Source organism: Stenotrophomonas sp. YJH_SMC_36, from assembly GCF_059369935.1.
The window spans coordinates 182,783-202,629 of the sequence record NZ_JCAFTD010000006.1 but is presented as its reverse complement, the minus strand read 5'-3'; the positions used below and the strand labels follow the sequence as shown (position 1 = coordinate 202,629).

Annotated in this window: 14 protein-coding genes; 10 read left to right on the top strand and 4 right to left on the bottom strand. The window is 66.6% G+C overall.

Going from position 1 to position 19,847, the window contains the following annotated elements:
- The first annotated feature begins 17 nt into the window (after positions 1-17).
- The 7 genes from AC5P76_RS13075 to AC5P76_RS13045 all read left to right on the top strand — a co-directional run bounded on the left by AC5P76_RS13075 (position 18) and on the right by AC5P76_RS13045 (position 7,124).
- Positions 18-539 (top strand): 3-hydroxyanthranilate 3,4-dioxygenase, encoded by a 522-nt coding sequence (locus AC5P76_RS13075; protein ID WP_053515437.1) that lies wholly within the window; start codon positions 18-20, stop codon positions 537-539.
- A gap of 216 nt (positions 540-755) precedes the next feature.
- Positions 756-2,030, top strand: coding sequence for a kynureninase (gene kynU, locus AC5P76_RS13070; RefSeq protein ID WP_053515435.1), 1,275 nt, complete (start codon positions 756-758; stop codon positions 2,028-2,030).
- Between the two features lie 31 nt (positions 2,031-2,061).
- Positions 2,062-3,429 carry an FAD-dependent oxidoreductase gene (locus AC5P76_RS13065; RefSeq protein ID WP_065176049.1) on the top strand — a complete coding sequence of 456 codons (1,368 nt, stop codon included), beginning with the start codon at positions 2,062-2,064 and terminating at the stop codon, positions 3,427-3,429.
- A complete protein-coding gene (gene sbcB, locus AC5P76_RS13060) occupies positions 3,429-4,868 on the top strand; it encodes an exodeoxyribonuclease I (RefSeq protein ID WP_065176050.1) in 1,440 nt (479 codons plus the stop codon). The genes AC5P76_RS13065 and sbcB overlap by 1 nt, the downstream gene beginning before the upstream one ends.
- Positions 4,865-5,551 carry a DUF2461 domain-containing protein gene (locus AC5P76_RS13055; RefSeq protein ID WP_053515430.1) on the top strand — a complete coding sequence of 229 codons (687 nt, stop codon included), beginning with the start codon at positions 4,865-4,867 and terminating at the stop codon, positions 5,549-5,551. Before sbcB ends, AC5P76_RS13055 begins: the two co-directional genes overlap by 4 nt.
- Positions 5,551-6,531 carry an aldo/keto reductase gene (locus tag AC5P76_RS13050; protein WP_053515428.1) on the top strand — a complete coding sequence of 327 codons (981 nt, stop codon included), beginning with the start codon at positions 5,551-5,553 and terminating at the stop codon, positions 6,529-6,531. Before AC5P76_RS13055 ends, AC5P76_RS13050 begins: the two co-directional genes overlap by 1 nt.
- Before the next feature lie 41 nt (positions 6,532-6,572).
- Positions 6,573-7,124 (top strand): DUF2939 domain-containing protein, encoded by a 552-nt coding sequence (locus AC5P76_RS13045; RefSeq protein WP_346480610.1) that lies wholly within the window; start codon positions 6,573-6,575, stop codon positions 7,122-7,124.
- Positions 7,125-7,158: 34 nt separating this feature from the next.
- Here AC5P76_RS13045 and AC5P76_RS13040 read toward each other — a convergent pair whose 3' ends face one another.
- From AC5P76_RS13040 to AC5P76_RS13030, 3 genes are all read right to left on the bottom strand, one after another.
- A complete protein-coding gene (locus AC5P76_RS13040) occupies positions 7,159-8,103 on the bottom strand; it encodes a 5'-nucleotidase (protein WP_053515425.1) in 945 nt (314 codons plus the stop codon).
- Positions 8,104-8,149: 46 nt separating this feature from the next.
- On the bottom strand, positions 8,150-8,923 hold the full coding sequence (locus tag AC5P76_RS13035; protein WP_053515423.1) for an NAD kinase: 774 nt from the start codon (positions 8,921-8,923) through the stop codon (positions 8,150-8,152).
- 205 nt (positions 8,924-9,128) lie between these two features.
- Positions 9,129-14,105, bottom strand: a complete 4,977-nt coding sequence (locus AC5P76_RS13030; protein ID WP_495222767.1) for an NAD-glutamate dehydrogenase — start codon at positions 14,103-14,105, stop codon at positions 9,129-9,131.
- Positions 14,106-14,356: 251 nt separating this feature from the next.
- Between AC5P76_RS13030 and AC5P76_RS13025 the strand changes: the two genes are divergently transcribed.
- Genes AC5P76_RS13025 through AC5P76_RS13015 form a run of 3 tightly spaced genes read left to right on the top strand, consistent with a single transcriptional unit; the run spans position 14,357 to position 19,461 of the window.
- Complete coding sequence (locus AC5P76_RS13025; protein WP_053515419.1) at positions 14,357-15,013, top strand: TetR/AcrR family transcriptional regulator; 657 nt, start codon at positions 14,357-14,359, stop codon at positions 15,011-15,013.
- Complete coding sequence (locus AC5P76_RS13020) at positions 15,013-16,272, top strand: efflux RND transporter periplasmic adaptor subunit (RefSeq protein WP_053515418.1); 1,260 nt, start codon at positions 15,013-15,015, stop codon at positions 16,270-16,272. The genes AC5P76_RS13025 and AC5P76_RS13020 overlap by 1 nt, the downstream gene beginning before the upstream one ends.
- A gap of 15 nt (positions 16,273-16,287) precedes the next feature.
- Positions 16,288-19,461 (top strand): multidrug efflux RND transporter permease subunit, encoded by a 3,174-nt coding sequence (locus AC5P76_RS13015; RefSeq protein WP_053515416.1) that lies wholly within the window; start codon positions 16,288-16,290, stop codon positions 19,459-19,461.
- Between the two features lie 79 nt (positions 19,462-19,540).
- On the opposite strand, the gene AC5P76_RS13010 is transcribed toward AC5P76_RS13015, so the two are convergent.
- A complete protein-coding gene (locus AC5P76_RS13010) occupies positions 19,541-19,828 on the bottom strand; it encodes a hypothetical protein (RefSeq protein ID WP_053515414.1) in 288 nt (95 codons plus the stop codon).
- Positions 19,829-19,847 lie beyond the last annotated feature (19 nt).

The window sequence follows — 19,847 nt, the reverse complement described above, 5'->3', positions numbered from 1 at the left end:
CCCCACGGAGCCCGACCATGCTCGCCTCACCGATCAACCTGCACGCCTGGATCGAAGAACATCGTCACCTGCTGAAACCGCCGGTGGGCAACAAGATGATCGACAACGGCGACTTCATCGTCATGGTGGTCGGCGGGCCGAACTCGCGGACCGATTATCACTACGACGAAGGGCCCGAGTGGTTCTACCAGCTCGAAGGCGAGATGGTGCTGAAGGTCCAGGAGAATGGCGCGGTCCGCGACATCCCGATCCGTGCCGGCGAGATCTTCCTGCTGCCGGCGAAGGTGCCGCACTCGCCGCGCCGGCCACCGGGCGGCGTCGGGCTGGTCGTGGAGCGCAGGCGGCTGCCGCACGAGATGGACGGTGTGATCTGGCATTGCGAGCGCTGCAACCACAAGCTGCATGAGGAGTTCTTCGCGCTGCAGAACATCGAAACCGACCTGCCCAAGGTCTTCGCGCGTTACCACGCCAGCCTGGAACTGCGTACCTGCGGCAAATGCGGCCACATCGACCCGTTGCCGGCACCGGCGGCGGACTGATCGATCGCCGGGCATGGCGATTGCTGATGCATCCGCCGGGCATGGCCCGGCGCTACCGGTGTTGCGATTGCTGATGCCCCCGCCGGGCATGGCCCGGCATGGCCGATGCGCGTGATCTCCGGGTAGCGCCGGGCCATGCCCGGCGAGCGTACTGCGCGGCATCACGCAGGCCCCAGGCGCTACACTGGCAGCCCCGTTGCAGCCTGTTGCCCGACCATGTCCGACCTGCTGAACCGCACCCATGCCATCGCTCTCGACGCCGCGGATCCGTTGCGGCCGCTGCGCAGTGAATTCCTGATTCCGCGCCACGGCGGCGGCGAGCAGACCTACTTCGTGGGCAACTCGCTGGGACTGCAGCCGCGCGGCGCACAGGCGGCGGTGCAGGAAGTGATGAAGCAATGGGCTGAACTGGCAGTGGAAGGCCACTTCACCGGCCCCACCCAATGGCTGTCCTACCACCGCCTGGTCAGCACGCAGCTGGCGCGGGTGGTCGGTGCGCTGCCCAGCGAAGTGGTGGCGATGAACACGCTGAGCGTGAACCTGCACCTGATGATGGTCAGCTTCTACCGGCCAACCCGGGAACGACCGGTGATCCTGATGGAAGCCGGCGCCTTCCCGACGGACCGTCACGCGGTGGAAGCGCAGATCCGTTTCCATGGCTTCGACCCGGCCGACTGCCTGGTGGAGGTGCAGCCGGACGAAGCCAGCGGCACGATCTCGATGACCGCGATCGAACGCGCGATCGCCACGCATGGCCCTCGCCTGGCTCTGGTGCTGTGGCCAGGCGTGCAGTACCGCACCGGCCAGGCCTTCGACCTCGATGCGATCACCCGCGCCGCACGCCTGCAGGGCGCGCGCATCGGCTTCGACCTGGCGCATTCGGTCGGCAACCTGCCCCTGCGCCTGCACGATGTGGCGCCGGACTTTGCCGTGTGGTGCCATTACAAGTACCTCAACAGCGGCCCGGGGGCCGTCGCCGGGGCGTTCGTGCACGAGCGTCACCACCGTGACAGCACCCTGCCACGCTTCGCCGGCTGGTGGGGCCATGACGAAGCCACCCGCTTCCAGATGTCCCCGCAGTTCACGCCCGCCACCGGCGCGGAAGGCTGGCAGCTGAGCAATCCGCCGATCCTCGGCCTGGCGCCGCTGCGCGCTTCACTGGACCTGTTCGAACGGGCCGGCATGGACGCCCTGCGCAGCAAGTCGCTGGCACTGACCGGCATGCTCGAAGCCCTGGTGCGCGCGCGCCTGGCCAACGTGCTCGACATCGTCACCCCGGCCGAGCCGGACCGGCGCGGCTGCCAGCTCTCGCTGCGGGTGATCGCCGGCCGCGAGCGTGGCCGCGCCCTGTTCGAGCACCTGCGCTCGGTCGGCGTGCTCGGTGACTGGCGCGAGCCGGACGTGATCCGCATCTCCCCCACCCCGCTCTACAACCGCTACCTGGACGTCCACCATTTCGTCGAGGAAGTGGAAGCCTGGGCCGGCCTCTGAGCCGGCACCTCCCCTCCTGCTGGACAGTTCGTTGATCGCACATGCCTCCCGCTCGTTGAGCATCATTGGTGCCGGCCTGGCCGGATCCCTGCTCGCCATCCTGCTGTCGCGGCAGGGCTGGCGGATCACCCTGTACGAACGCCGTGGCGACCCACGCGTGGCCGACTACGAAAGCGGCCGCTCGATCAACCTGGCGCTGGCCGAGCGCGGGCGCAACGCGCTGCGGCAGGCCGGCGTGGAGGACGAGGTGATGGCCCGCGCGGTGATGATGCGTGGACGCATGGTGCATCCGCGCGAAGGCGCCGCGCAGCTGCAGCGCTATGGCCGCGACGACAGCGAAGTGATCTGGTCGATCCATCGCAGGGACCTGAACACCACGCTGCTGACACTGGCCGAGCAGGCAGGTGCCACCGTACATTTCCACCGCCGGCTGCATACCGTCGATTTCGATGCCGGCCATGCGCGCTTCATCGACGATCGCGACGACAGCCCGCACGATATCCACTTCGACAGCCTGATCGGCGCTGACGGCGCCGGCTCGGCGCTGCGCGCGGCGATGAACCGGCGAGCGCCGCTGGGCGAGGACATCGCCTTCCTCGATCACTCCTACAAGGAACTGGAGATTCCACCGGACCGTGATGGCGGCTTCCGCATCGAACGCAACGCATTGCACATCTGGCCACGGGGCCACTTCATGTGCATCGCCCTGCCCAATCACGAAGGCACGTTCACGGTCACCCTGTTCCTGCCCAACCAGGGCGAGCCCAGCTTCGCCACCGTCAATACCGGCGCCCAGGCCGAAGCCCTGTTCGCGCGCGAGTTCGCCGATGCGTTGCCGCTGATCCCCGACCTGCGCACGGACTGGGAGCAGCATCCGCCCGGCCTGCTCGGCACGCTGACGCTGGAGCGCTGGCACCAGCAGGGCCAGGCCGTGCTGATCGGCGATGCCGCGCATGCGATGGTGCCCTTCCACGGGCAGGGCATGAACTGCGCGTTCGAGGACTGCGTGGCACTGGCCCGCCACCTGATGGAAGCCGACGACCTGCAGAGCGCGTTCGCCGCCTTCGAGAAAGAACGCAAGCCGAACGCGCATGCAATCCAGCAGATGGCCCTGGAGAACTACCTGGAGATGCGTGATCGCGTCGCCGACCCGGCCTTCCTGCTGCAGCGCGAGCTGGAGCAGGCGCTTCAGCATCGCTGGCCGACCCGCTTCGTACCGCACTACACCATGGTCACGTTCCTGCACACGCCCTACGCCGAGGCACTGCGCCGGACCGACATCCAGCGCGACATGCTGGTGGCCGCCACGATCGGCCATACGTCGCTGGAGAACATCGACTGGGCAGCTCTGGAGGCACAGATCCATGCCCGGCTGCCGGTTCTGGAGGGCGCACACTGATGGCTGACAGCTTCCTGTTCTACGACCTGGAAACCTTCGGCCAGGACCCACGGCGAACGCGCATCTCGCAGTTCGCGGCGATCCGCACCGATGCCGATCTGAACGAGATCGACACGCCGGTGAGTTTCTTCGTGCGCCCCGCCGACGATCTGCTGCCCTCGCCGATGGCCACCCTGGTCACCGGCATCACGCCGCAGCGGGCACTGGCTGAAGGCATCAGCGAAGCCGAAGCGTTCGACCGCATCAACGAACAGCTGTCGCGCCCGGGTACCTGTGCCCTGGGCTACAACACCCTGCGCTTCGACGACGAATTCATCCGCTACGGTCTGTTCCGCAACTTCCATGACCCCTACGAGCGCGAGTGGCGCAACGGCAACTCGCGCTGGGACCTGCTGGACATGCTGCGGCTGATGCGCGCCCTGCGTCCCGAAGGCATTCACTGGCCGCTGCGGGAGGACGGCGCCACGTCGTTCAAGCTCGAGCACCTGGCCGAAGCCAACAATGTGCGCGATGGCGATGCGCACGAGGCGCTGTCGGACGTGCGCGCCACGATCGGCATGGCCCGCCTGTTCAAGCAGTCGCAGCCGCGGTTGTGGGAGTACGCATTGAAACTGCGCGACAAGCGTTTCGTCGGCAGCCTGCTGGACGTGGGCGCGCTGAAGCCGGTGCTGCACATTTCCATGCGATACCCGGCCAGCCGGCTGTGCGCGGCTCCGGTGCTACCGCTGGCGGTGCACCCGACGATCAACAACCGGGTGATCGTGTTCGATCTGGAAGGTGACATCGACGACCTGCTGCAGCTGCCAGCCGAAACGATCGCCGAGCGGCTCTACCTGCGCGCCAGCGAACTGCCCGAAGGCGTCGCCCGGGTGCCGCTGAAGGAAGTACATCTGAACAAGGTCCCGGCACTGGTCGCCTGGAACCACCTGCGGCCCGACGATCACGCCCGCCTGGGCCTGGATGTCGCCGCCATCGAAGCCAAGGTCGAGCGGCTGCGTGCATTCGCGCCGCAACTGGCCGAGAAGGCACGGCAGGTGTACAACCAACCACGGGACGCCGTCGTGGCCGACGTCGATGCTTCGCTGTACGACGGCTTCCTCGGCAATGGCGACAAGCCACTGCTGGCCCTGGCGCGGACCACGCCGCCCGCAGAGCTGGCTGCGCTGGAAGGCCGCTTCCGCGATCCGCGCCTGCCCGAACTGCTGTTCCGCTATCGCGCCCGCAACCATCCCGACACCCTGGCACCGGCCGAGCGCCAGCGCTGGCAGGACTACCGCCGCCAACGCCTGCTCGGTGACGGCCGCCTGGGCGAACTCAACCTGCCCCAGTACCAGCAGCAGCTCGATGCACTGGCCGCCGAGGCGCCGGACGACGATCGCCGCCTGGCCCTGCTGCAATCGCTGCGCGACTGGGGCCAGCATCTGCAGGAGAGCTTGTGAGCACCTATTTCAGCGACGCCAGTTTCAGGTTCCTGCGCAGCCTTGCGCGGCACAATGAAAAGGCCTGGTTCAACGACCATCGCCAGCAGTACGAAGACCATGTACGGCAGCCGTTCCTGCGCCTGCTGGGCGACCTGCAGCCCGCGCTGGCCGAGGTCAGCGCGCATTTCCGTGCCGATACCCGTGGCGTCGGTGGTTCGCTGTTCCGCATCCATCGCGATGCGCGCTTTTCAAACGACAAATCGCCGTACAAGACCTGGCAGGGCGCACGCCTGTTCCATGAACGCCGCCGCGAAGTGGCCGCTCCGTCGTTCTACGTGCATCTGCAGCCGGGCGAGAGCTTCGTCGGTGCCGGCCTGTGGCACCCCGAACCGGACACCCAGCGCCGCGTGCGCCATTTCATCCTGGACAACCCCGGCAGCTGGAAGGCCGCAGCGCATGCACCCGCCCTGCGCCGGCGTTTCGATTTCGAGCAGAGCGAGAAGCTGGTCAGGCCGCCGCGTGGCTTCCCCGCCGATTTCGAGTTCATCGACGATCTCAAGCATCGCAACTGGGTGATGTGGCGCTCGCTGGACGATGAGACGATGACCGGGCCGCGCCTGCTGTCCACGCTCGGCAAGGACCTGGCCGCGCTCGGCCCCTTCGTCGACTATCTGTGCGCAGCACTGGATCTGGAGTTCTGATGCCACTGGCCCGGCAACGCCGCCCGCTCGGCCGCACCGGCCTGTCCGTATCGCCGGTCGGGCTGGGCTGCTCGGGCTTCTGGGGCCATCGCCGCTTTGCCGAGCATGCCGCCGCAGCGATCGTCGAGCACGCGCTGGCCCAGGGCGTGAACCTGTTCGACACCGGCCACAACTACTCCGGCTTCCATGCCGAACCGCGCCTGGGCCGCATCCTGCGGCCGCTGCTGGCCCGCTACCCGCGTGAGTCACTGGTCATCTCCAGCAAGGGCGGCACACTGACCGGACAGGCCGGCATCAGTGGCGCAGAACAGCGCGATTTCTCGCCTGCGGCCATCACCGCCAGCTGCGAAGCCTCGCTGCGCAACCTTGGCCTGGATTACCTGGACATCTACCAGCTGCATGGCGCCACCGCGCACGACATCAACGACGATCTGCTCGATGCGCTGCAGCGCCTGCGCGAACGTGGCCTGATCCGCGCCACCGGCATCAACACCCACTCAGCCTCGACGCTGCACTGGATGCTTGCGCATCCACAGGCATTCGACGTGGTCCTGCTGGACTACAACGCGCTGCAGCAGGATCGTGCGCCGCTGATCGACCAGCTGCATGCGGCCGGAATCGGCGTACTGGCAGGCACCGTGCTCGCACAGGGCCACCTGCTGCCCAGCCAGCCTCGCCGGCCGAGATTGGCCGATGCCTGGTACCTGGCGCGCGCGTGGCTCAAGCCCAGCAGCCGCCGTCTGATGCGCAGCGCACGTGCGATGCGCCGGGCCATTGCGGCGATCGACAGCCAGCGTCCGGCCCAGACTGCGTTTGCCTACGTTCTGGGCCACCCCGGCGTGGCCGCCGGCATCCTGGGCACTACCCGCGTCGGCAGTCTGGAGGAGGTGCTGGCCACGCGACCCGAAGCACTGCGCCCCGCCGACCGGCAACGCCTGGTCGCGGCCTATGGCGACGGCAGCGGTTCGCCCAGTCATTGAGTCTTCACCCCGCCCGGCCGCACTTGCGGCAGTCTGGCGGCATGAAGAAGCTCACTGCGATCGTGGTCCTGTTGGTGATTGCCCTGGCCGGCGTGTGGTTCGGCGGCCCCTACCTGGCCATACACGGTCTGTCCAAGGCCATCGAACAGCGCGATACCGCCGCACTGGAACGCTACGTCGACTTTCCGCGCGTGCGCGTCAGCCTGCGTGCGCAACTCAATGATTACCTCGTGCGCCAGGCCGGCCCCGATGTGGCCAGCAGTCCGTTCGGCGCCCTGCTCTACGGCCTGGGCGACCAGCTTGGGGGCGCAGCGGTGGACACCCTGATGACCCCGACCGGCATCGGTGCGATGCTGCAGGGCCATGTGCTGTGGAAGCGTGGGCGCAACGAGCTGCAGGGCGGAGATGCCTTCGCGGCGACCGAACCGGCACGGCCTTTGAAGAACGCCCGCCACCGTTTCGAAGCGTTCGACCGCTTCGTCGTCGACGTTGATCGCGGCCCGGGCCAACCACCGTTGAAGGTCGTGCTGGAACCGCAGGGGCTGCGCTGGAAAGTGGTTGACCTGCAGTTGGGAATGGCCGGCATCCCATGATGCAGAACGCCGGGCGTGGCCCGGCGCTACCGCGTCATCCCTCGTTGGCGACACCGTGCGGCACATGGCCCGCGGCAACGTGTTCGCGGGCACTGTCGATGTTGTGCTGCGAATCATCGAAGAAGATGTCGGCACCGAAGGCCTGCAGGAACGGCCCCTTGTGGCGGCCGCCCAGGAACAGCGCCTCGTCCAGGCGCACGCCCCATTCGCGCAGCGTGCGGATCACCCGCTCGTGCGCGGGCGCAGAACGGGCGGTGACCAGCGCCGTGCGGATCGGCGCACTGTCACCGGCCGGGAACACCTCCTGCAGCGTGTGCAGCGCGGACAGGAAGCCGCGGAACGGGCCACCGCTGAGCGGTTCGCGCGCACGTTCGCGCTCGTGGCGGCCGAATGCCTCGACCCCCTGTTCACGCGAGATGCGCTCGCTTTCATCACCGAAGATCACCGCATCACCGTCAAAGGCAATGCGCAGCTGGCCGGACGGTCGGCCGGTGTCGATCTGGTCCGCGGCGGCCGCAGCGGTCTCGCCGGGTGGCTTGGGCAGGATCGTCGCAGCGGCGATTCCGTGGCGCAGCGCACTGCGGACCGACTCCGGATTGGCCGACAGGAACAGATCGGTGCCGAACGGTTTCACGTAGGGCCAGGTCGGCTCACCGGCGGTGAAGGTGGCACGGATGATGCCCAGGCCGTAGTGCTGGATCGAATTGAAGATGCGCAGGCCGGTATCGGCCGAATTGCGCGACAGCAGGATCACCTCGACGCGCGGGTTCTCCGGGCTGGCGCCCTGGTTCAGCGCCAACAGTTTGCGCACCACCGGGAAGGCCACGCCGGGACCGAGGATGTCGTCCTCGTGCTGGCGCTGGTACTCCGCATAGGCCGCCACGCCATCGGTCTCGAACAGCGCGTGGCTTTCCTCGAGATCGAACAGGGCACGCGAGGTCACCGCGACGGTCAGCAAACGGGGGGAGTTGTCACCCATCGGTGGGGTCCTTCTGGCGGTCGACGCGACCGGCAACCTATTGTCCTCAAAAAACGAACTGTTCGCTCAGGATCCGGTCTTCCAGATTGTGTTCCGGGTCGAACAGCAATGTCACCCGGCGGTCGCGCGACTCGCGGATGGTCACCTCGACCACGTCGCGCGTCTCGTGCGAATCGGCGGTCACGCTGACCGGTCGCTTGTAGGGGTCCAGCACGCGGAAGCGCACCTCCGTATCCGCCTTGAGAATGGCACCACGCCAGCGTCGCGGGCGATACGGTGCCAATGGCGTCAGCGCGATGGTGTGCGAGCCCAAGGGCAGCACGGGTCCGTGGGCCGAATAGTTGTAGGCGGTGCTGCCTGCGGGCGTGGCAACCAGCACGCCGTCGCCGATCAGTTCGGCCACCCGCTCCTGTCCATTGAGGTCGATGCCGATGTGCGCAGCCTGGCGGGTCTGCCGCAGCAGGGACACGTCGTTGTACGCCAGCGAACCGGTGCTGGTGCCCGATTCGGTCAGCGCCACCATCTCCAGCGGACGCAGGTTGGCCGGTTCCGCGCGGGCGATGCGTGCATTGACGTCGTCGTCGCCCCGGTACTGGTTCATCAGGAAACCTACGGTGCCCAGCTTCATGCCGAACACCGGTTTTCCCAGGTGGCCATGACGATGCAGCGTCTGCAGCATGAAGCCATCACCGCCCAGCGGGCAGAGCACGTCGGCCTGCTCGGGGGCATGGTCGCCAAAGCGCGCGACCATGGCCGCGCGGGCCATCTGCGCAGCTTCGGTGGTGCTTGCCAGGAAAGCGATGCGGGGGGTGTCGCTCATCGGTGGATCCGGGGGGAAGGCGTGAGGGAGAGCATAACCGAGCGCCGCTACGCTCGCCGGGCATGGCCCGGCGCTACCCAGTTCCGCGCCCCCGGTAGCGCCGGGCCATGCCCGGCGAATCGCCAATGGCCAGAAACAGAACGGCCCCGCTTTCGCGGGGCCGCTCCGTTTCACGCAGGCCGGGCGTGGCCCGGCACTACATCAGTCACGCACCGTGTGCGGCCAGCTGGCCCAGGCGCTGGACCGCGACCGAGACGGTCGGGTAGTCCAGGGTCTTCTGCTCGGCCAGTTCGGCCAGCATTGCCAGGGTGAAGCGCAGGCTGTTGTCATCGCGGCCCATCCATGCAGCCACCTTGGCCTCGGCACTGCCGCCCTTGGTGGCGAGCACCTGACCGGCCAGGTTGCGATGGTTGGCAGCCAGCTCGTCGCGCAGCACGCCGCGTGCCACCGCATGCCAACGGCCGTTGACTTCCAGTGCATCGACCTGCTCGAACAGCCACGGCAGCTGCAGGGCATCGCCCAAGCGGAAGTGCACCTTGGACACGTCCACCGGCTTCAGCTTGCGGGTACGGGCCAGTTCGATGATGTCGAACGCCGGTTCCAGGAAGTGCAGCTCGGACAGCTGCTGTGCCAGCGCGGACGGCAGACCCTTCTCCTTCCACTCGGCCACCAGCGCCTCGTAGGTCGGACGCTGCGAGTCCGGCAGCACACCCGACGCGACACGGATGTCGTTGAACGGGCCCTGATAGCGGTTGACCGCTTCAGTGATGCCCGGCATCGCACCCGGACGCGACAGCAGCCAGCGCACGAACGAACGCTGCAGCTTCCAGATCACCTCCAGCGCGTCGATCTGCACCGACTCCGGCACCTTGCCGTCGAGGGCGTCGATCTGCGCCCACAGCGCGCGCGCATCCAGCGTCTCGCGGCTGATGGTGTAGGCCTTGGCGACCTCGGCGATGGAGCGGCCGGTGTCTTCCTGCATGCGCATCAGGAACGTTGCGCCCATGCGGTTGATGGTCTGGTTGGTCACCGCCGTGGCGATGATCTCGCGCTTCAGGCGGTGACGCTCCATCGCATCGGCGTACTTCTTCTGCAGCGGCGTGGGGAAGTAGCGCAGCAGCTCCTTGGAGAGGTACGGATCTTCCGGAATATCCGACTCCAGCAGCTGGTTGAACGCCACCAGCTTGGAGTAGGACAGCAGCACCGACAGCTCCGGACGGGTCAGGCCCTGGCCGCGCGCCTTGCGCTGAGACAGCTCGGCATCGGATGGCAGGAACTCGATCTGCCGATCCAGCAGCCCCTGCTGTTCCAGGGTGCGGATGAAGTGCTGCTTGGAACCCAGGCGCTTGACCGCCATCCGCTCCATGAGGCTCAGCGCCTGGTTCTGGCGATAGTTGTCGTTGAGCACCAGGTCGGCGACTTCATCGGTCATCGAGGCCAGCAGCTTGTTGCGCTGGTCGACCGTCAGCTTCTTCGCCCGCACCACATCATTGAGCAGGATCTTGATGTTGACTTCATGGTCCGACGTATCCACGCCGGCCGAGTTGTCGATGAAGTCCGTGTTGAGCAGCACGCCGGCCTGCGCGGCCTCGATACGGCCCAGCTGGGTCATGCCGAGGTTGCCGCCCTCGCCCACCACCTTGCAGCGCAGCTCGCCACCGTTCACGCGCAGTGCGTTGTTGGCACGGTCGCCGACATCGCTGTGCTGCTCGCTGGCGGCCTTCACGTAGGTGCCGATGCCGCCGTTCCACAGCAGGTCCACCGGTGCCTTCAGGATCGCGCTCATCAGGTCGTTCGGCGACAGCGCCTTGACGTTCTCGTCCAGGCCCAGCGCTTCATGCACCTGCGGGGTGATCTCGATCGACTTCAGGCTGCGCGGGTACACGCCGCCGCCCTTGCTGATCAGCTTGGCGTCGTAGTCTGCCCAGCTTGAACGCGGCACGGTGAACATGCGCTCGCGCTCGACGAACGAGGTCGCCGCGTCCGGGTTCGGGTCAAGGAAGATATGGCGGTGGTCGAATGCCGCGACGAGACGGATGTGGCGCGACAGCAGCATGCCGTTGCCGAACACATCGCCGGACATGTCGCCGACGCCGACCGCGGTGAAGTCCTGGCTCTGGCTGTCACGGCCAAGCGCACGGAAGTGGCGCTTGACCGACTCCCATGCACCGCGCGCGGTGATGCCCATGCCCTTGTGGTCGTACCCCACCGAACCACCGGAGGCGAACGCATCGCCCATCCAGAAGCCGTGCGCGATGGCCAGGCCGTTGGCGATATCGGAGAAGGTCGCCGTGCCCTTGTCGGCGGCCACCACCAGGTACGGATCGTCCATGTCGTGCCGCACGACATCCACCGGCGGCACGATTTTGTTGTTGACGATGTTGTCGGTGATGTCCAGCAGGCCCTGGATGAACAGCTTGTAGCAGGCCACGCCGTTGGCGAAGATCGCGTCGCGGTCGCCGTTCACCGGCGGGGTCTTGGCGAAGAAGCCGCCCTTCGCACCGACCGGCACGATGACGGTGTTCTTGACCATCTGCGCCTTGACCAGACCCAGCACTTCGGTACGGAAGTCTTCGCGACGGTCCGACCAGCGCAGGCCGCCACGGGCCACCGCGCCGAAGCGCAGGTGGGTACCTTCCACGCGCGGACCGTAGACGAAGATCTCGCGGTACGGACGCGGCTTAGGCAGGTCCGGCACCAGCGCCGAGTCGAACTTGAAGCTGATCACATGGCCGTGCTGGCCATTGGCGTCGGTCTGGTAGTAGCTGGTACGCAGGGTGGCATCGATCACGCCCATGAACGAACGCAGGATGCGGTCTTCGTCCAGGCTCGACACGCGGTCCATCAGCTTCAGCAGCGCATCGCGCGCGGCCTGCATCTGCGCGTCGCGGTCACCCTTGCGGGCATCGACCACGGTCTTGAGCACCTTCAGGGTGGCCTCGTCGCCGGCGGCCAGCACATCGAAGTGGGCCTTCAACTGGGCCTGGCCGGCCGCGATGTCGTCCTTGCTCTCGTGGCCGGTGGCCGGATCGAAGCGCGCTTCGAACAGTTCGACCAGCAGGCGCGCCAGCAGCGGATAGCGGGCGAACGTGCCTTCCACGTACGCCTGCGAGAACGGCACGCCGGTCTGCAGCAGATACTTGCAGTAGCCGCGCAGCATGGCGACCTGGCGCCAGTGCAGGCCGGCGGCCAGCACCAGGCGGTTGAAGCCATCGTTCTCGGCATCACCGTGCCAGACGCGGGCAAAGGTTTCGCCGAATGCTTCGTCGACGCTGGCGGCATCGATCGCACCGGCCGTCGATTCGACCTCGAAGTCCTGCACGTATACCGGAGCGTTGTCGACGGACAGGCGGTACGGGCGCTCGGCGATCACGCGCAGGCCCATGTTCTCCATCATCGGCAGCGCGTCGGACAGCGGAATGTCGTCCAGCTGGCGGTACAACTTCAGGCGCAGGCCATCGCCGCTTTCGCGCGGCACCGCCTGCAGGCTCAGGCGCAGATCGTCCGGACCGGTCAGCGCGTCGAGCTGGCTGACGTCGTTGGCGGCAACTGCGGTGCTGTTGTCTTCGATGTAGCCGGCCGGCAGTGCCTTGCCGATGCGGGCCGCGATGCGCAGGCCTTCGCTTTCGCCATGACGGGCCACCAGCGCTTCACGCAGGTCGTCCTGCCAGTTGCGCAGCACCTGGGCGAGCTTGCGCTCCAGTTCGGCGGTATCCACGTCAAGCATCTCGCCGGGCTTCGGGCGCACGATCAGATGCACCTGCGCCAGCGGCGATTCACCCAGCACCACCGAGCTGTCGACGTACTCGCCATGCAGCGCTTCCTTCAGCATCGCTTCGATGCGCAGGCGCACGTCGGTGTTGAAGCGCTCGCGCGGCAGGTAGACCAGCGCGGAGATGAAGCGGCTGTACTTGTCACGGCGCAGGAACAGGCGGCTGCGCACGCGCTCCTGCAGGCCCAGCACGCCCATCGCGGTGCGGAACAGTTCGTCCTCGCTGGACTGGAACAGTTCTTCGCGCGGCAGGGTTTCCAGGATGTGGCGCAGTGCCTTGCCGCTGTGGCTGGACGCGGCCAGGCCGGACTGCTTCATCACGTATTCGTGGCGCTGGCGCACCAGCGGGATTTCCCACGGGCGGCGGTTGTAGGCACTGGAAGTGAACAGGCCGAGGAAGCGCTGCTCGCCGATGATCCTGCCCTTGGCGTCGAATTCCAGCACGCCGATGTAGTCCATGTAGCCGGCGCGGTGCACGCGGGAGCGCGCATTGGTCTTGGTCAGGATCAGCGCGTCCTTCAACCCCGACGTGGCGTTGAGGCCCTGGGCGGCGAGCGTCTTGACCGGGCGTGCGGCGGACTTGTCCTTGCCGCGCATCAGGCCCAGGCCGGTCTCGTTCAGCGGCGCCAGCACGTCTTCCTTGCCCTGCTTCTCGACGCGGTACTCGCGGTAGCCGAAGAAGGTGAAGTGGTTGTCGGCGGCCCAGCGCAGGAACTCCTGCGCTTCCCTGCGCGAGGCATCGTCGACCGGCAGCGCACGGCTGCCCAGATCGTCGGCCAGTGCCAGTGCCTTGTCCTTCATCGGCTGCCAATCGCGCACGATCGCCCGCACTTCGTCCAGCGCCTTGCCGATGGCCTGCTCGATGGCGGCCATGGCATCGGCCGGCTGGCGGTCGATCTCCAGCAGCATCACCGATTCGGCCTCGCCCTCGCCGACCTTGACCAGCTTGCCGGCCTTGTCGCGGGTGAAGCGCAGCACCGGGTGGCCGAGCACGTGCACGCCCACGCCCTGTTCGGCCAGTGACATGGTCACGGTGTCGACCAGGAACGGCATGTCGTCGTTGATGATCTGCAGCACGGTGTGCGGCGATTCCCAACCGTTCGCCTTCACCGTCGGATTGAACACGCGCACGTTGGCCTTGCCAGCCTTGCGGGCACGGGCGAACTCCAGCGTCTCGGCCGCGAGCGCGGCCCACTCTTCAGCGCTGTGGTGCGGGAACTCGTCCGCCTCCATGCGCTTGTAGAAGTCAGCGGCAAACGCCACTGCTTCGGCCTGGGCGGCCGCCGGGTAACGCTTGCGCAAGGCCGTGTATACCGGCTCCAGGGAGAAACCAGCGGTCACTGCGACCTCCGACTCAGCTGGTTTGGTCTTGTTTTTCACGGTCTTGGCTGCGGTTTTTTGCGGTTTCATGGCAGAGCGATGCGCTTGCTCAGTTGGGAAAATGAAATTGTAGCCCTCCCGCGCGAAAAGGCCTTGCTGCAGGACGGAATAAGCAGATTCGGGTTTGCTGCGGTTTAGACGCCTATTCAGTTCGCCCAGGTACGGAGCGAGCGGGGGGCGGCCGCCTTGCCGACAGGATCGGCAAAGCGTGTTACCGGAAGACACACGCGGGAACGTCGTTTCGATTCCACAATCCTGAACTGGACGGTATAGTCCACCGCGTGAACCCGGCCTACTTCCCCGTTGCCCTCGATGCGCGCGATGAGCGCGTGTTCGATGCCGTGCGCGAACTGCTGGCCCGGCAGGGCATGCAGATGAGCATGGATGCGGTGGCCCAGCAGGCCGGCTGCTCCAAGCAGACCCTGTACTCGCGCTATGGCAGCAAGCAGGAACTGCTGCGGCGGGTGATGCAGCGGCATGTGGGACACGCGACGGGGGCAATGCTGCGTGCACTCCGCAGTGACGACCTGCGTGCCAGCCTGTTGCAGTTCGCCATCGACTTCCTGGAGCATTTCAACCAACCGCATGTCGGCCAGGCCTGCCGGCTGATCGCTGCAGATGCCGCCCAGTTCCCCGAAGAGGCCCGGGCGCTGTACCGGCATGGTGCTGGCGCGCTGACACTTCATCTTTCTGAATGGATTGAAACCGTTTGCAGGCGTGGCCTGCTCCGGCATGACGACCCGCACTTCATGGCCGAACTGCTGCTGAGCATGATCGCCGGTCAGGATTTCGACAAACAGCGCTTCCATACCCCCCATCGTGATGACGCGCTCCTGCGTCGGCGCTGGGCAGAGTTCTCCGTCGACAGCTTCCTGCGCGCGTTTGCGCCGCAACCGTCGCCGGCCCCGTCTACAAACCAACCCCGGAGTTCCTCCTGATGACCGCCCCACTCCGCACCCTTGCCTTGACGTGCGCCGTTGCTGTCGCGCTGGCTGCCTGCAAGAAACCGGAACAGCAGACACCCCCGCCGCCGGAGGTGGGCGTGATCGATGCGAAGCCGCAGACCCTGCCGCTGCAGCGCGAGCTGGTCGGCCGCCTGTCGCCGTTCCGCAGTGCCGATGTCCGCGCACGCGTGCCGGGCGTGCTGCTCAAGCGCGTCTACCAGGAAGGCTCCCAGGTCAAGCAGGGGCAGACCCTGTTCCTGATCGACCCGGCACCGCTGCGCGCCTCGCTGAACGCGTCCGAGGCCCAGCTGGCGTCGGCGCGCGCCACCTACGCCAACGCCAAGGTGGCGGCCGATCGTGCCCGCTCGCTGGCACCGCAGCAGTTCGTCTCCAAGTCCGACCTGGACAACGCCGAATCGGCCGAGCGCACTGCGTTGGCCGCGGTCAAGCAGGCCGAAGCGGCGGTGACCTCCTCGCGGATCAATCTGGGCTACGCCGAAGTGACCGCGCCGATCAGCGGCGTGGCCAACAAGCAGCAGGTGACCGAGGGCGCACTGGTCGGCCAGGGCGACGTGACCCTGCTGACCACCGTTGACCAGCTCGATCCGCTGTACGTCAACTTCTCGCTCAGCGTGGACGAGCTGACCCAGCTGCGCGCGCAGCAGGCCAAGGGCGCCCTGGCCCTGGCCGGCGACGGCAAGGCCACCGTCAACGTGAAGCTGGCCGATGGCAGCACCTACAGCGAGCCGGGAACCCTCGACTTCTCCTCGACTACGGTCGACCCGGCCACCGGCGCGGTGTCGCTGCGTGCGCTGCTGCCCAATCCGCAGCAGATCCTGCTGCCGGGAGCCTTCGTCAGCTTCCAGGCCAACCTCGGCGAGCGCAACAATGCCTACCTGGTGCCGCAGCAGGCGCTGCTGCGCGACACCACGGGCGGCTACGTGATGGTGGTCGGTGCCGATGGCAAGGTGGCGCGCAAGAACGTCAAGACCGAAGGCGCACAGGGCGGCAACTGGCTGGTCAGCGATGGCCTGGCCGCCGGCGACAAGGTGATCGTGGCCGGCGTGCAGAAGGTCAAGGAAGGCAGCCCGGCCGTCGCCAAGCCCTGGACCCCGGGTCAGGACGCCGCCGGCAAGCCCGCCGCCGGCGGTGCCGGCCCGGCCGCACCTGCCGCTGCCGCCGACAAGGCTCCGGCCCAGACCGACGCAGCCGACAAGGCCGCGCCGGCCGCCACCGACTCGAACAAGCAGTAACGGGAACCTTCCGTCATGCCTAAATTTTTCATCGAACATCCAGTCTTCGCCTGGGTGGTAGCGATCCTGATCTCGCTCAGCGGCGTGATCGCGATCCTCAACCTGGGCGTGGAGTCCTATCCCAACATCGCTCCGCCACAGGTGACCGTCTCGGCCACCTATCCGGGCGCCAGCGCGGACACCACCGAAAAATCGGTCACCCAGGTGATCGAGCAGCAGCTGACCGGTATCGATCACCTGCTGTACTTCAGTTCTTCGTCCTCGTCCAATGGCCGTGCGCAGATCACCCTCACCTTCGAGACCGGTACCGATCCGGACATCGCCCAGGTGCAGGTGCAGAACAAGGTGTCGCTGGCGACGCCACGACTGCCGTCGGAGGTGACCCAGCAGGGCGTGGTGGTGGCCAAGGCCAATGCCGGCTTCCTGATGGTCGTGGCCCTGCAGTCGGATACGGCGGCGATCAACCGTGACGCGCTGAACGACATCGTCGGTTCGCGCGTGCTCGACCAGGTCTCGCGCATTCCCGGCGTCGGCAGCACCCAGCAGTTCGGTTCCGAGTACGCCATGAACATCTGGCTGAACCCGGAGAAGATGCAGGGTTATGGTCTCTCGGCCAGCCAGGTCCTGGCTGCAGTGCGCGCGCAGAACGTGCAGTTCGCCGCCGGTGCACTGGGCTCGGACCCGTCGCCGGAAGGCCAGCACTTCACCGCCACCGTGTCGGCTGAAGGACGTTTCAGCTCGCCGCAGGAGTTCGAGAACATCATCCTGCGCGCCAACGCCGATGGCTCGCGCGTGCTGCTCAAGGACATCGCCCGCGTCGCCTTCGGCGCCAACAACTACGGCTTCGACACCCAGTACAACGGCAAGCCGACCGGCGCCTTCGCCATCCAGCTGCTGCCGGGCGCCAACGCCCTGAACGTGGCCGATGCGGTGCGCGCCAAGATGGACGAACTGCAGCCCAGCTTCCCGGCCGGCGTGACCTGGTTCTCGCCGTACGACAGCACGACCTTCGTCAAGATCTCGATCCAGGAAGTGGTCAAGACGCTGTTCGAAGCGGTGCTGCTGGTGTTCCTGGTGATGCTGATCTTCCTGCAGAACTTCCGCGCCACCCTGATCCCGACCCTGGTCATCCCGGTCGCTCTGCTGGGTACCTTCCTGGGCATGTGGATGATCGGATTCACGATCAACCAGCTGACCCTGTTCGCGATGGTGCTGGCGATCGGCATCGTGGTCGACGACGCCATCGTGGTGATCGAGAACGTCGAACGCATCATGAGCGAGGAAGGCCTGGCGCCGAAGCCGGCCACGCAGAAGGCGATGACCCAGATCACCGGCGCGGTGGTGGCGATCACCGTCGTGCTGGCAGCGGTGTTCATCCCGTCCGCACTGCAGGGCGGTGCCGCCGGCGAAATCTACAAGCAGTTCGCGCTGACCATCGCCATCTCGATGGCGTTCTCGGCCTTCCTGGCGCTGGGCTTCACCCCGGCGCTGTGCGCGACCTTCCTGAAGCCGACGCACAACGACAACCCGAACATCGTCTACCGCACCTTCAACAAGTACTACGACAAGATCAGCCACACCTACGTAGGCCACATCACCTCGGCGGTGCGCCATGCCCCGCGCTGGATGATCCTGTTCGTGGTACTGACCGCGCTGTGCGGCTTCCTGTTCACGCGCATGCCGGGCAGCTTCCTGCCGGAAGAAGACCAGGGCTATGCGCTGGCGATCGTGCAGCTGCCCCCGGGCTCGACCAAGGGCCAGACCAACGAGGTGTTCGCGCAGATGCGCGGCATTCTGGAAAAGCAGGATGGCTTTGAAGGCATGCTGCAGGTGGCCGGCTTCAGCTTCGTCGGTTCCGGCGAGAACGTGGGCATGGGCTTCATCCGCCTGAAGCCGTGGGAAGAACGCGAGTTCACCGCGCCGGAGTTCATCCAGAACATGAACGGCGCGTTCTACGGCATCAAGGAAGCGCAGATCTTCGTGGTCAACCTGCCGACAGTGCAGGGCCTGGGCCAGTTCGGTGGCTTCGACATGTGGCTGCAGGACCGCAGTGGTGCCGGCTACGAGCAGCTGACGCAGGCCCGCAACATCCTGCTTGGCCAGGCGGCGCAGAAGCCTGAAGCACTGGTTGGCGTGCGTCCGAACGGCCTGGAGAACGCTCCGCAGCTGCAGCTGCACGTGGATCGCGTGCAGGCGCAGTCGATGGGCATGTCGGTGTCGGACGTGTACAGCACCATCCAGCTGATGCTGGCGCCGGTGTACGTCAACGACTTCTTCTACGAAGGCCGCATCAAGCGCGTGACCATGCAGGCCGATGGCCCGTACCGCACCGGCCAGGAGTCGCTGAAGAGCTTCTACAGCCCCTCCAGCCTGACCACCAACGCCGACGGCACCAACGCGATGATCCCGCTGAGCACCGTGGTCAAGTCCGAATGGGTGTCCGCATCGCCGTCACTGAGCCGCTACAACGGCTATTCGGCGATCAACATCGTCGGCTCGCAGGCGCCGGGCACCAGCTCGGGTGAGGCGATGCAGACCATGGAGAGCATCGTCAACAACGACCTGCCGGCCGGCTTCGGCTACGACTGGTCGGGCATGTCCTACCAGGAAATCCTGGCCGGCAACGCAGCGACGCTGCTGCTGGTGCTGTCCATCGTGGTGGTGTTCCTGTGCCTGGCGGCGCTGTATGAAAGCTGGTCGATCCCGGTAGCGGTGCTGCTGGTGGTGCCACTGGGCGTGCTCGGTGCCATCGGCCTGTCGATGATGCGTGGCCTGCCGAACGACCTGTTCTTCAAGATCGGCCTCATCACCGTTATCGGCCTGGCGGCGAAGAATGCGATCCTGATCGTGGAGTTCGCGGTGGAGCAGCGTGCGGCGGGCAAGAACCTGCGCGATGCCACCATCGAGGCGGCACGCCTGCGCTTCCGCCCGATCCTGATGACGTCCTTCGCGTTCATCATGGGCGTGATCCCGATGGCGATCTCCAGCGGCGCCGGCGCCAACTCCCGTCACGCCATCGGTACCGGCGTGATCGGCGGTATGCTGTTCGCCACCCTGCTCGGCCTGCTGATGATCCCGGTCTTCTTCGTGGTCGTGCGGCGCATGCTCGGCGACAAGCTGGACGAGCCGTCGAAGGAATTCCTCAGCCGCCAGCGTGAGGGCGAAGCGGCGCATCGTCCGGATCGCTGATCCACCCTGCGCTGCAACGAAAAGGCCCCGGAGCGATCCGGGGCCTTTTTTGTTTATCGCGGGGGGATGCCAGAGCAGATCAGCGCAGCAGCGCGACCGCCACGCACACCGCCAGCAGAACCAGCGCGGCCCATTGCATGGGTACGAAGAAGAAGTGGTGGGGCGCAGTTTCCCCTTTCTGCCGGGGAGTACGGTTGAGCCACAAGCCCAGCAGCACGTTCACGGTTGCACCAATGCCTGCCCCCAGCAGCACCTGGGGCAGCGGGATGTTGCCCCGGGGGCCATCGTGCGGGAAGAGGTAAGCCAGCAGCAGGATCGCTGCGATCGGCGTCACCAGTGTCAGGATTCCCCAACCTCGATAGATCATCTCTGCAGAACCTGTAAAA

Excerpts from the sequence above, each read along its gene's own strand:
- AC5P76_RS13075 (WP_053515437.1), top strand. The coding sequence starts at position 18 with ATGCTCGCCTCACCGATCAACCTGCACGCCTGGATCGAAGAACATCGT.
- kynU (WP_053515435.1), top strand. The coding sequence starts at position 756 with ATGTCCGACCTGCTGAACCGCACCCATGCCATCGCTCTCGACGCCGCG.
- sbcB (WP_065176050.1), top strand. The coding sequence starts at position 3,429 with ATGGCTGACAGCTTCCTGTTCTACGACCTGGAAACCTTCGGCCAGGAC.
- AC5P76_RS13050 (WP_053515428.1), top strand. The coding sequence starts at position 5,551 with ATGCCACTGGCCCGGCAACGCCGCCCGCTCGGCCGCACCGGCCTGTCC.
- AC5P76_RS13045 (WP_346480610.1), top strand. The coding sequence starts at position 6,573 with ATGAAGAAGCTCACTGCGATCGTGGTCCTGTTGGTGATTGCCCTGGCC.
- AC5P76_RS13040 (WP_053515425.1), bottom strand. The coding sequence starts at position 8,103 with ATGGGTGACAACTCCCCCCGTTTGCTGACCGTCGCGGTGACCTCGCGT.
- AC5P76_RS13035 (WP_053515423.1), bottom strand. The coding sequence starts at position 8,923 with ATGAGCGACACCCCCCGCATCGCTTTCCTGGCAAGCACCACCGAAGCT.
- AC5P76_RS13030 (WP_495222767.1), bottom strand. The coding sequence starts at position 14,105 with ATGAAACCGCAAAAAACCGCAGCCAAGACCGTGAAAAACAAGACCAAA.
- AC5P76_RS13020 (WP_053515418.1), top strand. The coding sequence starts at position 15,013 with ATGACCGCCCCACTCCGCACCCTTGCCTTGACGTGCGCCGTTGCTGTC.
- AC5P76_RS13015 (WP_053515416.1), top strand. The coding sequence starts at position 16,288 with ATGCCTAAATTTTTCATCGAACATCCAGTCTTCGCCTGGGTGGTAGCG.
- AC5P76_RS13010 (WP_053515414.1), bottom strand. The coding sequence starts at position 19,828 with ATGATCTATCGAGGTTGGGGAATCCTGACACTGGTGACGCCGATCGCA.